Raw genomic sequence first — 12,756 nt, 5'->3', positions numbered from 1 at the left:
CCCGTCGCGATCACGTCCGGGCCTACCGGTATTCCCGGTGCCGCCGGAACCCCCGGTGCCACCGGAACCACAGAGACCGCCCGCGCCGCCGGAACCGCAGAGACCGCCAGTTCACCCGGTGCCGCCGGGACCACCAGGGCCACCAGGGCCACCAGGGCCACAGAGGCCGTCGGCGCCGCCGGAACCGCAGAGACCGCCGGGCCCCCCGGCACCCCCAGTGCCGCCAGCACGGCCGGAACCGCCGGAACCCCCGGAACCGCGCCCAGAATGGCGCCCTCGGTGGCCGTCACGCGGCAACCCTCCCCGTCGCGGCGGCCATCACGGTTTCCTCGGTGGCCTCGGAGCGGGGGATCTCCGCGGTGAGCCGGCCCTCGTGCATCACGAGCACGCGGTCCGCCATGCCGAGAATCTCGGGCAGGTCGGAGGAGATCATCAGGACGGCGACCCCGTCGGCGGCCAACTCACTGAGCAGCCGGTGCACTTCGGCCTTCGTACCGACATCGATGCCACGGGTCGGCTCGTCGACGATCAGCACCTTCGGGCCGGTGGCGAGCCACTTGGCGAGGACGACCTTCTGCTGGTTGCCGCCGGACAGCGTGGAGACGGTGTCCGCGAGCCGGGCGTACTTCACCTGGAGCTTGACCGCCCAGTCGAGGGACCGGCTGCGCTCGGCCGCACGGTCCATCAGCCCCGCCTTGACCGTCGTACGCAGCCCGGTCAGGCCGATGTTGCGCTCGATGGACATGTCCATCACCAGGCCCTGGGCGCGCCGGTCCTCGGGTACGAGGGCCAGCCCCGCGGCCATGGCCGTGGAGGGCGCTCCGTTCGTCAGGGACTTCCCGTCGACCTCGACCTCTCCGGCGTCCCAGCGGTCGACGCCGAAGACGGCCCGGGCGACCTCCGTACGCCCGGCGCCGACCAGCCCGGCCAGGCCGACGATCTCACCGCGCCGCACATCGAAGGAGACATCGGTGAAGACCCCCTCGCGGGTCAGGCGGCGCACGCTCAGGGCGACTTCGCCCGCCTCGACGTCCTGCTTGGGGTAGAGCTCGTCCAGGTCGCGGCCCACCATCCGGCGTACGAGGTCGTCCTCGGTCATGCCGTCGAGGGGCTCGCTGGAGATCCGGGCGCCGTCGCGCAGGGTCGTGACCCGCCGGCAGATCTGGAAGATCTCCTCCAGGCGGTGCGAGATGAACAGCACCGCCGAGCCCTGCTCGCGCAGGGCGCGTACGACGCCGAAGAGGCGGGCCACCTCGCTGCCGGTGAGGGCGGCGGTCGGCTCGTCCATGATCAGGACGCGGGCGTCGAAGGAGAGCGCCTTGGCGATCTCGACGATCTGCTGGTCGGCGATGGACAGCCCGCGCGCCGGGCGGTCGGGGTCGAGTTCGACGCCGAGACGCTTCATCAGGGCGGCGGTCGCCGCGTGGGTGGCCTTGTGGTCGATACGGCCGAGGGCGCGCCGGGGCTGGCGGCCCATGAAGATGTTCTCGGCGATCGACAGGTCGGGAAAGAGGGTCGGCTCCTGGTAGATCACCGCGATGCCCGCGTCGCGGGCGTCGGCGGGACCGTGGAAGACGGTGGGCTCACCGTCCAGCAGCACCCGACCGGCGTCCGGTCGGTGCACGCCGGCGAGCGTCTTGATGAGGGTCGACTTGCCCGCGCCGTTCTCACCGGCGAGTGCGTGCACCTCGCCGGGGAACAGTTCCAGGGACACGTCCCGCAGGGCGCGTACCGCGCCGAAGGACTTGGAGATGTCCTCAAGCGCCAGCACAGGGGCCGGACCCGCGTCGGACCGGTGGGTCATGGGAGCTCCTCAACGGCGTGGGCGGAGAAGCCCCACGACGTCGTGAAAGGTTTCAACTAGGTTGCCGGGACGTTAGACATGTAGCCCAGGTCACGTCAATGGGTTCGCGTCGAAATTTTCGATAGGCAAAGGTCACGACCGAGTCACGAAGGGCTGTCTGCGCGCAGGGGGTTGACAGCCTTTCGGGGGGCTCATAGCTTCAACCTTCTGAATCGTTTCAGAACGTTTCAGGCAGAAGAGCTGTTCAGGTCAGACAGCGGAGCTGTTCGGACCCACCTCCCCAGTCGTTCGAAACCGAAGCCACACCCGAAGTCACAGGAGCGCCGAAGTGACCGAGCTCGCCGCGGTGAAGGCCGCACTCAAGACCCAGGCAGTAGAGACGCCGTCGTGGGCGTACGGGAACTCGGGAACCCGCTTCAAGGTGTTCGCGCAGCCCGGAGTCCCCCGCAATCCGCGCGAGAAACTGGACGACGCCGCTCAGGTGCACACCTTCACGGGGGCCGCGCCGACCGTCGCACTGCACATTCCCTGGGACAAGCTCGACGCCTCCGACAGCTACGCGGAGCTGGCGAAGTACGCCGAGGAGCGCGGCCTGAAGCTGGGCGCGATCAACTCCAACACCTTCCAGGACGACGACTACCGGCTCGGCTCCATCTGCCACCCCGACGCCGCCGTCCGCCGCAAGGCTATTGATCACCTGTTCGAGTGCGTCGACATCATGGACGCGACGGGTTCGAAGGACCTGAAGCTCTGGTTCGCCGACGGCACGAACTATCCGGGCCAGGACGACCTCCGCGAGCGCCAGGACCGGCTGGCCGAGGGCCTCTCCCAGGTCTACGAGCGGCTCGGGGACGACCAGCGGATGCTGCTGGAGTACAAGCTCTTCGAGCCCGCCTTCTACTCGACGGACGTCCCGGACTGGGGTACGGCGTACGCGCACTGCCTCAAGCTGGGTCCCAAGGCGCAGGTCGTCGTCGACACCGGGCATCACGCGCCCGGCACCAACATCGAGTTCATCGTCGCCACGCTGCTGCGCGAGGGGAAGCTCGGCGGGTTCGACTTCAACTCCCGCTTCTACGCCGACGACGACCTGATGGTGGGTGCGGCCGACCCCTTCCAGCTGTTCCGGATCATGTACGAGGTGATCCGCGGCGGCGGGTTCACTCCGGACGTCGCCTTCATGCTCGACCAGTGCCACAACATCGAGGCGAAGATCCCGGCGATCATCCGTTCCGTGATGAACGTGCAGGAGGCGACGGCGAAGGCGCTGCTCGTCGATCGCCCGGCGCTGGCGGAGGCCCAGCGCGCGGGGGATGTGCTGGAGGCGAACGCCGTGATCATGGATGCCTACAACACGGATGTGCGGCCGTTGCTCGCGGAGGTGCGCGAGGAGGTGGGGCTGGCTGCGGATCCCGTCTCGGCGTACCGCCGATCCGGGTGGGGGGAGAAGATCGCGGCGGAGCGGGTGGGTGGACAGCAGGCCGGATGGGGTGCTTGAGCCGCTGAGTCTCGTCTGCCCAGTGCGGTCCGTTGCAGTCTGCGGGTCCGATGGGGCTGATCGCGCAGTTCCCCGCGCCCCTGACGGGGCGCTCAGCACAGGTATGTCACCTCACTTCACTCCTCTCTTTCTCTAAGGACCAGGAACATGGCTCCCCATCCCGAAGCCGCCGCTCTGCTGGCTCGTTCGCACCGGCTCGGTGCTGATCCGCGCAATACGAACTACGCGGGCGGCAACGCCTCCGCCAAGGGCACCGACACGGATCCCGTGACCGGGGGTGATGTCGAGCTGATGTGGGTGAAGGGGTCGGGCGGTGACCTCGGGACGCTGACCGAGGCGGGCCTCGCCGTGCTGCGGCTGGACCGGCTGCGGGCGATGACGGAGGTCTACCCGGGGGTGGACCGCGAGGACGAGATGGTCGCCGCGTTCGACTACTGCCTGCACGGCAAGGGGGGCGCGGCCCCCTCGATCGACACCGCCATGCACGGGCTCGTCGCCGCCGCCCATGTGGACCACCTGCACCCGGACTCGGGTATCGCGATCGCCTGCGCGGCCGACGGGGAGAAGCTGACCGCCGAGTGCTTCGGCGACACCGTGGTGTGGGTGCCGTGGCGCCGGCCCGGCTTCCAGCTCGGGCTGGACATCGCGGCGGTCAAGGAGGCCAACCCGCAGGCCGTCGGCTGCGTCCTCGGCGGGCACGGCATCACCGCCTGGGGCGACACGGCTCAGGAGTGCGAGCGGAACTCGCTGCACATCATCCGCACCGCCGAGGCGTTCCTCGTCGAGCGCGGCAGGGCGGAGCCCTTCGGGCCCGTCGTCGAGGGGTACGCGGCCCTGGAGAACGCCCGGCGCCGGGAGCGGGCCGCGGCATTGGCGCCGTACGTCCGGGCCCTCGCCTCGCAGGACAGGCCGCAGGTCGGCCACTTCACCGACGCCGAGGTCGTCCTCGACTTCCTCGCGAGCGCCGAGCACCCGCGCCTCGCCGCGCTCGGCACCTCCTGCCCCGACCACTTCCTGCGGACCAAGGTCCGGCCGCTCGTCCTCGATCTCCCGCCGACCGTGGAACTGGACGCGGCGATCGCGCGGCTCGAGCAGCTGCACGGCGAGTACCGCGAGGAGTACGCGGCCTACTACCGGCGGCACGCCGACGCCGGCTCCCCCGCGATGCGCGGCGCGGACCCGGCGATCGTGCTGATCCCCGGGGTCGGCATGTTCTCCTTCGGCAAGGACAAGCAGACCGCGCGCGTGGCCGGCGAGTTCTACGTCAACGCGATCAATGTGATGCGGGGCGCCGAGGCCGTCTCGACGTACGCGCCGATCGAGGAGTCGGAGAAGTTCCGCATCGAGTACTGGGCCCTTGAGGAGGCCAAGCTCCAGCGGATGCCGAAGCCCAAGCCGCTCGCGACCCGGGTGGCGCTGGTGACGGGCGCGGGCAGCGGGATCGGCAAGGCGATCGCCGAGCGGCTCGTCGCCGAGGGCGCGTGCGTAGTGATCGCCGATCTCAACGCGGAGAGCGCCGCCGAGGTCGCCTCCTCGCTGGGCGGGCCCGACAAGGCCGTCGCCGTCACCGTCGACGTGACCTCCGAGGAGCAGATCGCCGAGGCCTTCAAGGCGGCGGTACTCGCCTTCGGCGGCGTCGACCTGGTGGTGAACAACGCCGGGATCTCCATCTCCAAGCCGCTGCTCGACACCACGGCGAAGGACTGGGACCTCCAGCACGACATCATGGCCCGCGGCTCCTTCCTCGTCTCGCGCGAGGCCGCCCGGGTGATGATCCGGCAGAGGCTGGGCGGCGACATCGTCTACATCACGTCCAAGAACGCGGTCTTCGCCGGTCCGAACAACATCGCCTACTCCGCGACCAAGGCCGACCAGGCGCATCAGGTCCGGCTGCTCGCCGCCGAGCTGGGCGAGCACGGCATCCGGGTCAACGGCATCAACCCCGACGGGGTCGTACGCGGCTCGGGCATCTTCGCGGGCGGCTGGGGCGCGCAGCGCGCGGCCACGTACGGCATCGAGGAGGAGAAGCTCGGCGAGTTCTACGCACAGCGGACCATCCTCAAGCGCGAGGTGCTGCCCGAGCACGTGGCGAACGCCGTGTTCGCCCTGACGGGCGGGGACCTGACCCACACCACCGGCCTGCATGTCCCCGTCGACGCGGGTGTCGCGGCGGCATTCCTGCGATGAGCGAGCACGTGAAGAGCTTCGCCGCGGTCGACCTCGGCGCGTCCAGCGGACGCGTCATGGTCGGCCGTGTCGGCCCCGAGTCCCTGGAGCTGACGGAGGCGCACCGCTTCCCGAACCGGCCGGTGCGGGTTCCCGAGGGGCTGCGCTGGGACATTCTCGCGCTGTACGCGGGGGTGCTCGACGGACTGCGCGCCGCCGGGCAGGTCGACTCGGTCGGCATCGACAGCTGGGCCGTGGACTACGGGCTGCTGGACGCCGACGGGGCGTTGCTCGGCAACCCGGTGCACTACCGCGACACCCGCACGGAGGGGGTCGCGGAGAAGGTGTGGGCCACCGTGCCCGCCGCCGAGCTGTACGCGGCGACCGGGCTCCAGTACGCGCCCTTCAACACCCTGTACCAGCTCGCGGCAGCCCGTTCGACGGCGCAACTCACCGCCGCCGAACGGCTGTTGCTCATCCCCGACCTGCTGTCCCACTGGCTCACGGGCGAGGCGGGCACGGAGCTCACCAACGCCTCGACCACCCAGCTGATCGACCCGCGCACCCGCGACTGGTCGTACGACCTCGCGGAGCGGCTCGGCATCGACCTCAAGCTGTTCGCGCCGCTGCGGCAGCCGGGCGATCCGGCCGGTCTGCTGCTCCCGCGGGTCCTGGAGGAGACCGGGCTGAGCGGCCCGGTCCCGGTGACGGCCGTCGGCTCGCACGACACCGCCTCCGCGGTGGCCGCCGTCCCGGCGGTGGGCGAGCGGTTCGCGTACATCTGCACCGGCACCTGGTCCCTCGCGGGCCTGGAGCTGGAGCGGCCGGTCCTCACCGAGGCGAGCCGCGCGGCCAACTTCACCAACGAACTGGGCCTGGACGGCACCGTCCGCCATCTGCGGAACATCATGGGGCTGTGGCTGCTCCAGGAGTGCGTACGCGCATGGGGGCAGCCCGATCTGGGCGAGCTGCTGCGGACCGCCGCGGAGGTGCCCGCGCTGCGGTCGGTCGTGGACGCGGGTGACGCCGGGTTCCTCGCACCGGGTCGGATGCCGGCCCGCATCGCCGAGGCCTGCCGGGCCTCGGGACAGCCCGTGCCCGCCTCGCGCGCCGAGATCACCCGCTGCATCCTCGACTCCCTGGCGCTCGCCCATCGCAGGGCGATCCGCGAGGCCGAGGCTCTCGCCGACCACCCGGTCGACGTCGTGCACATCGTCGGCGGCGGCACCCGCAACGAACTGCTGTGCCAACTCACGGCCGACGCCTGCGGACTGCCGGTCGTGGCGGGCCCCGCGGAGGCGGCCGCGCTCGGCAACGTCCTCGTACAGGCCCGGGCCCACGGCCTGGTCGGCGACCGTACGTCGATGCGGCGACTCCTCGCCCGTACGCAGCCGTTGCGGCGGTACGAGCCCCGGGGCGACGCGGCGGCCTGGCGCGCCGCGGAGGACCGTCTCACCCGTCCGTGAACGGCGACTCGCCCGTGTCCATGAGCGGGGGCTCCCCAGCCGCTCGCCCTCCGCGTACCCTGCACTCATCCGATGATCGATCCCAAGGAGCCGCGATGCGTGTCGCCCTGTTCCTGACCTGTGTCAACGACACGCTCTATCCGGACACCGGCCGTGCCGTGGTGAAACTGCTGACCAGGCTGGGCGTCGAGGTCGACTTCCCGATGGCGCAGACCTGCTGCGGGCAGGCCCACTACAACACCGGGTACCGGCATGAGGCCGAGCCACTGGCCCGGCATTTCTCCGATGTCTTCGGTGCGTACGAGGCGATCGTGACGCCCTCCGGGTCGTGCGGCGCGATGGTGCGGGAGCTGTATCCGCGGATGGGCGAGCGGGCTCGGGCGGAGGGCCGCGGGGACACTCTCGCGGCCACCCTCGCCCCGGTGGTGCCGAAGACCTACGAGCTCACCGAGTTCCTCGTCGATGTGCTCGGCGTGACGGACGTCGGCGCGTACTACCCGCACACCGTCACCTACCACCCCACCTGTCACGGCCTGCGCAGTCTCGGTCTCGGCGACCGGCCCCGGCGGCTGCTCCAGGCCGTCAAAGGGCTGGAGCTGCGCGAGTTGCCGGGCGCGGACGAGTGCTGCGGGTTCGGCGGCACGTTCGCCGTCAAGAACCCCGACGTCTCGGCCGCGATGGGCGCCGACAAGGTGCACAACGCCGAGTCGACGGGCGCGGAGGTGCTGTGCGCCGCCGACAACTCCTGTCTGATGCACATCGGCGGCACGATGGCCCGGTTGGAGACGCGGATGCGGCCGGTGCACATCGCGGAGATCCTGGCCGGCACGGAAGAGGAGCCGAGCGCATGAGCGGTGGCACGTTCGTCGGCATGCCTGCGTTTCCCAAGGCGGCGCACGAGGCGGTCAACAACCCGACCCTGCGCGGCAATCTGCGCCACGCCACCCACACGATCCGCGCCAAGCGCGCGGTCGCCGTCGCCGAACTCGACGACTGGGCCGCGCTGCGCGAGGCCGGCAAGCAGATCAAGGACCACACACTCCGTCATCTCGACAGCTACCTCGTGCAGTTGGAGGAGTCGGTCATCGCGGCCGGGGGCATCGTGCACTGGGCCGTCGACGCCGACGAGGCCAACCGGATCGTCGCCGACCTGGTGAAGATGACCGGGGAGACGGAGGTCGTCAAGGTCAAGTCGATGGCCACCCAGGAGATCGGCCTCAACGAAGCCCTGGAGGCGGAGGGCATCCACGCCTACGAGACCGATCTCGCCGAGCTCATCGTGCAGTTGGGCAAGGACCGGCCCTCGCACATCCTCGTCCCGGCCATCCACCGCAACCGCGGCGAGATCCGCGACATCTTCGTGCGCGAGATGAGCGAGTGGGGCCGCCCGGCGCCGGAGGGCCTCACCGACACGCCCGCCGAACTCGCCGAGGCCGCCCGGCTGCACCTGCGCGAGAAGTTCCTGCGGGCCAAGGTCGGCATCTCCGGCGCCAACTTCATGGTCGCCGAGACCGGCACCCTGATGGTCGTGGAGTCCGAGGGCAACGGCCGGATGTGCCTCACGCTCCCCGAGACGCTGATCTCGGTCGTCGGCATCGAGAAGATCGTGCCCACCTGGCGGGACCTGGAGGTCTTCCTGCAGACCCTCCCCCGCTCCTCGACCGCCGAACGCATGAACCCGTACACCTCCATGTGGACGGGCACGAGGGACGGCGGAGCCGGGGAAGGGGACGGCCCCCAGACCTTCCACCTGGTCCTCATCGACAACGGCCGCACCGACACCCTCGCCGACGAGGTCGGCCGCCAGGCCCTGCGCTGCATCCGCTGCTCGGCGTGTCTCAACGTCTGCCCGGTGTACGAGCGCGCGGGCGGCCACGCCTACGGCTCGGTCTACCCCGGCCCGATCGGCGCGATCCTCAGCCCCCAACTCCGGGGCACCGCAAGCGAGATCGACGCCTCCCTGCCGTACGCCTCCACGCTCTGCGGCGCCTGCTACGAGGTCTGCCCGGTCGCCATCGACATCCCGGAAGTCCTCGTCCACCTGCGCGAACGGATCGCCGAGGGTGGTCAGGTGACGCGGGAGGGCAACAAGGTCGTCCTCAAACCCGCCAAGGGACACGCCGCCGAGCGGGCCGCGATGCGGGCGGCACGCTGGGCGTTCAGCCACCCCGGCGCGCTGCGCACCGGACAGCGGCTCGCCTCCCGCACACGCCGCTTCCATCCGCGCTCACTGCCGGGTCCGGGCAAGGCGTGGAGCGACACCCGGGATCTCCCGACAGTGCCCGCGGAGCCGTTCCGCGACTGGTGGCAGCGTACGCACGGCGGAAAGGACACGGACAAGTGAGCAGCAGGGATCTGATCCTGGGGCGGGTGCGGCGCGCGCTCGCCGACGTGCCGCGGGACGACACACCGTACGAGCAGGCCGTCGAGCGCGGGTACCTGCGCGAGCACGGCGGGCGGAGCGTCGAGCAGACGGTGGATCTGCTGGCCGAGAACCTCGCCGACTACCGGGCCCTCGTGCACCGTTGCGCGGCCGACGAGCTGGCGGCGACGATCGCCCGGCTGCTCACCGGGCACGGTTCGACGTCGGTGGTCGTACCGACGGGCCTGGACGAGGAGTGGCTGACGGCGACCGAGGTGACGCGGGTCCCGGACCGGGCCGAGGACACCTCGGGCGAGCTGGACCGGGTCGACAGCGTCGTCACCGCGTGCGCGCTCGCCATCGCCGAGACCGGCACCCTCGTCCTGGACGGCGGCCCGGACCAGGGACGCCGTCGCATCACGCTCGTCCCCGACCACCACATCTGTGTCGTCCGCGTCCCCGACCAGGTCGTCTCCTCCGTACCCCAGGCTCTGGAGCGCCTCGACCCGACCCGCCCGCTGACCTGGATCTCCGGCCCCTCGGCGACCAGTGACATCGAACTGGACCGGGTCGAGGGGGTGCACGGACCGCGCACCCTGGAAGTGGTGCTGGTGAGCGGGGAGTGACCGGCGCGGTTAGCGTGAGGGGATGATCCGGTTCGAACAGGTCACCAAGCGCTACCCGGACGGCACGACGGCTGTGGACGACCTCTCCTTCGAGGTCACCGAGGGCGAACTCGTCACGCTCGTCGGCCCGTCGGGCTGCGGCAAGACGACGACCATCATGATGGTGAACCGGCTCATCGAACCGACCTCGGGCCGGATCTTCGTCAACGGCGAGGACATCGCCGGCGTCGACCCGGTGCGGCTGCGGCGGCGGATCGGTTACGTCATCCAGCAGGTGGGCCTGTTCCCGCACCGGACGATCCTCGACAACACGGCCACCGTGCCCACGCTCGTCGGCTGGAAGAAGGCGAAGGCGCGGGCACGCGCCGCCGAACTGCTCGATCTGGTGGGCCTGGACCCGAAGACGTACGGCTCGCGCTATCCGGAACAGTTGTCGGGCGGCCAGCGGCAACGGGTCGGGGTGGCACGGGCGCTGGCCGCCGACCCGCCCGTCCTGCTGATGGACGAGCCCTTCGGAGCCGTCGACCCGGTGGTCCGGGAGCAGTTGCAGGACGAGTTCCTGCGGATGCAGGAAGCCGTGCGCAAGACCGTGCTGCTGGTCACGCACGACATCGAGGAGGCGGTCCGGCTCGGCGACCGCATCGCGGTGTACGGGCAGGGCCGCATCGAGCAGTTCGACACACCGGGGGCCGTGCTCGGCACCCCGGCCACGCCGTATGTCGCCGAGTTCGTGGGCGCCGACCGTGGGCTGAAACGGCTGTCGGTCACCGAGATCCAGCCCGACGACCTGGAACAGCCGCCCTTCGCCCGGCTGGACGAGCCCGCCGAGTCGGCCGCCGGCCGGCTGCGGGCGGAGGGCGCACGCTGGGCCGTCGTCCTGGACGCCGACAGCGATCTGCACGGCTGGGTCGGCATCGACGAACTCGCGGCGGGCGGCTCGGTACGCGACCGCGTCCACCGGATGAGTTCCTGGGTGCCGGTGGGCGCCCCGCTCAAGCAGGCCTTCGGGGTGATGCTCCAGCACGACGCGGGCTGGGTCGCGGTGCTGGACGGGGCGCACTTCCTCGGCGTACTGACGCCGGCGAAGCTGCACGAGGCGCTGCGGCGGTCGGTGGACGCGGACGCTTTGGGGGTGGGTCGGGGGGAGGTGTCGTTCGACTCGGTGACCGAGGCGTAGGCGCTCCGCTGGGTTGGGCGGAGGAGGGGGAGGGGGGACTGGGGTGCGTTTCGGAGTGCGGGTCCGATGTGGCTGGGCGCGCAGTTCCCCGCACCCCTATAGGGGCTCGGGGCGCGCGGACAGGCGCACCTCTGGATCCAGGCACCAGTCGAAGGCCGCGGGCCAGGGGCCGTAGCCCGCTTCGAGGTCCAGGTGGGCGGCGCCCGGAACGACGTCGGTGTCGAGGTCGAGGGGCACGCCGTACTCCTTGGCCGCGCCGCCCGGGCAGTACGGGTCGTCGTCGGCGGCCACGAGCCGGGTCACGGAGGCGGCGGCGCGCAGGTGCGCGGCGGTGGCGCCGGAACCGACGAACCCGGCGATGTCCTCGTGGCCGGCCATGACCTCGTCGGACGGCGGCGCGACGAGAAGGACCCGGTCGGCCCGGGCCCGGCCGCGGGCCGCCGCGTGCAGCCAGAGCGGGACGGCGAGGCTGTGGCAGACGACCACACGCTCCTGCTCGTGCCCCAGAGCGTCGAGGTGGGTGCGGAGCCGGTCGAGCCAGAGTTCCAGGTCCGGGTGGTCGGGGTCCGGGAGCTGTGGGTAGGTGACGGCGTGGCCGCGGGCGGTCAGCTCGTTCGCCAGCCAGTGCTCCCAGTGGTCCACGGGTCGGTGGTTCTGCCAGCCGTGCAGGATCAGGAAAGAACGCGAGTTCGAAGTCACCCTTCAGTATCGGCCACCAGGGGGCGGATTCAGGGCCCGTCCTCGGCGGGAACTGGGCACCGCCGGCGCACGTGTGTCGCTCCGCCGCGGGGGCACTCGAACCGCTGGAGGTCCACATGAACGCAAGTGCGACAGCACGGACCGGGCGCATCAGGGCCCGGCGCGCGGCGAGGGGGCCGGCGACGGAGTACGCCGCCCGGGCGGGTCTGACCGCGCGGGCGTGATCTACCTGCTGGTCGGTGTACTGGCGGTACGAATCGCCTTCGGGGACGGGAAGAAGCAGGCGGACCGCAACGGTGCCGTCGCGGAGATCGCCCAGCAGCCCTTCGGCGCGGTGCTGCTGTGGGCGCTGGGTGTCGGTCTCGTCGGCATGGCGGTGTGGCGGCTGTCCGAGGCGTGCCTCGGTTCCGTCGGGCCGGACGGCCGTGCGGCGAAGAAGCGGCTGCTGTCGGCCGCGCGGTTCGTGTTCTACGCGTTCGTCGCCTACTCGGTGCTGTCGTTCGCGGCGGGCTCGGGCAGTGGTGGGCAGGGTTCGAGTGACCAGCAGTCGCGGGATGTGACGGCCAAGGTGCTGGGTTGGCCGGCGGGGCAGTGGATCGTCGGGGCCGCCGGAGCCGGCATCGTCGTGGCGGGTGTGCTGATCGGTGGCCGGGCCGTGTTGCGCAAGTACCACAAGAAGCTGAAGCTCGGTGAGATGTCGACGCGCACACGACGGCTGGTGGATGTGACCGGCGTGGGCGGCGGCGCGGCGCGCGGGCTGGTGTTCGCCGTGGCGGGCTGTTTCGCCGTGCGCGCGGCGATCGAGTACGAACCCGACAGGGCGAAGGGGCTGGACGACACCATCCGCTCGTTCGCCCACACTCCGGCGGGACCGTGGCTGCTGGTGTGCGTCGCCGCCGGACTCGTACTGTTCGGCCTGTTCTCTTTCGCGATGGCGCGCTGGCGCCGGGTCTGAGCG

9 protein-coding genes and 1 pseudogene are annotated in these 12,756 nt (G+C 71.1%); 8 read left to right on the top strand and 2 right to left on the bottom strand.

Going from position 1 to position 12,756, the window contains the following annotated elements; all coding sequences use genetic code 11:
• Positions 1–286 precede the first annotated feature (286 nt).
• Positions 287–1,804: a sugar ABC transporter ATP-binding protein gene (locus RV986_RS48105; RefSeq protein ID WP_475923408.1), complete on the bottom strand. Its 1,518-nt coding sequence runs from the start codon at positions 1,802–1,804 to the stop codon at positions 287–289.
• A gap of 328 nt (positions 1,805–2,132) precedes the next feature.
• Between RV986_RS48105 and rhaI the strand changes: the two genes are divergently transcribed.
• The 7 genes from rhaI (at position 2,133) to RV986_RS48070 (ending at position 11,099) form a co-directional block, all read left to right on the top strand.
• Complete coding sequence (gene rhaI / locus RV986_RS48100; RefSeq protein WP_475923407.1) at positions 2,133–3,302, top strand: L-rhamnose isomerase; 1,170 nt, start codon at positions 2,133–2,135, stop codon at positions 3,300–3,302.
• 147 nt (positions 3,303–3,449) lie between these two features.
• The gene (locus RV986_RS48095) at positions 3,450–5,489 is read left to right on the top strand and encodes a bifunctional aldolase/short-chain dehydrogenase (RefSeq protein ID WP_475923406.1); all 2,040 of its coding nucleotides are present in this window, start codon (positions 3,450–3,452) and stop codon (positions 5,487–5,489) included.
• On the top strand, positions 5,486–6,934 hold the full coding sequence (locus RV986_RS48090; RefSeq protein ID WP_475923405.1) for a rhamnulokinase: 1,449 nt from the start codon (positions 5,486–5,488) through the stop codon (positions 6,932–6,934). The genes RV986_RS48095 and RV986_RS48090 overlap by 4 nt, the downstream gene beginning before the upstream one ends.
• Positions 6,935–7,029: 95 nt before the next feature.
• Complete coding sequence (locus RV986_RS48085) at positions 7,030–7,785, top strand: (Fe-S)-binding protein (protein ID WP_475923404.1); 756 nt, start codon at positions 7,030–7,032, stop codon at positions 7,783–7,785.
• A complete protein-coding gene (locus RV986_RS48080; RefSeq protein ID WP_475923403.1) occupies positions 7,782–9,278 on the top strand; it encodes a LutB/LldF family L-lactate oxidation iron-sulfur protein in 1,497 nt (498 codons plus the stop codon). Before RV986_RS48085 ends, RV986_RS48080 begins: the two co-directional genes overlap by 4 nt.
• Positions 9,275–9,922, top strand: a complete 648-nt coding sequence (locus RV986_RS48075) for a LutC/YkgG family protein (protein ID WP_475923402.1) — start codon at positions 9,275–9,277, stop codon at positions 9,920–9,922. The genes RV986_RS48080 and RV986_RS48075 overlap by 4 nt, the downstream gene beginning before the upstream one ends.
• 22 nt (positions 9,923–9,944) lie before the next feature.
• Positions 9,945–11,099, top strand: coding sequence for an ABC transporter ATP-binding protein (locus RV986_RS48070; RefSeq protein ID WP_475923401.1), 1,155 nt, complete (start codon positions 9,945–9,947; stop codon positions 11,097–11,099).
• 96 nt (positions 11,100–11,195) lie between these two features.
• Here RV986_RS48070 and RV986_RS48065 read toward each other — a convergent pair whose 3' ends face one another.
• The gene (locus RV986_RS48065) at positions 11,196–11,798 is read right to left on the bottom strand and encodes an RBBP9/YdeN family alpha/beta hydrolase (protein WP_475923400.1); all 603 of its coding nucleotides are present in this window, start codon (positions 11,796–11,798) and stop codon (positions 11,196–11,198) included.
• A 116-nt stretch (positions 11,799–11,914) separates the two neighbouring features.
• On the opposite strand from RV986_RS48065, the pseudogene RV986_RS48060 reads away from it, so the two are divergent.
• A pseudogene (locus RV986_RS48060) lies at positions 11,915–12,753 on the top strand (DUF1206 domain-containing protein).
• Positions 12,754–12,756 lie beyond the last annotated feature (3 nt).

It is taken from the genome of Streptomyces sp. RLA012, from assembly GCF_056270325.1.
Note: the sequence above shows the minus strand (reverse complement) of the source record. Positions and strands in the feature narration are given on the sequence as shown.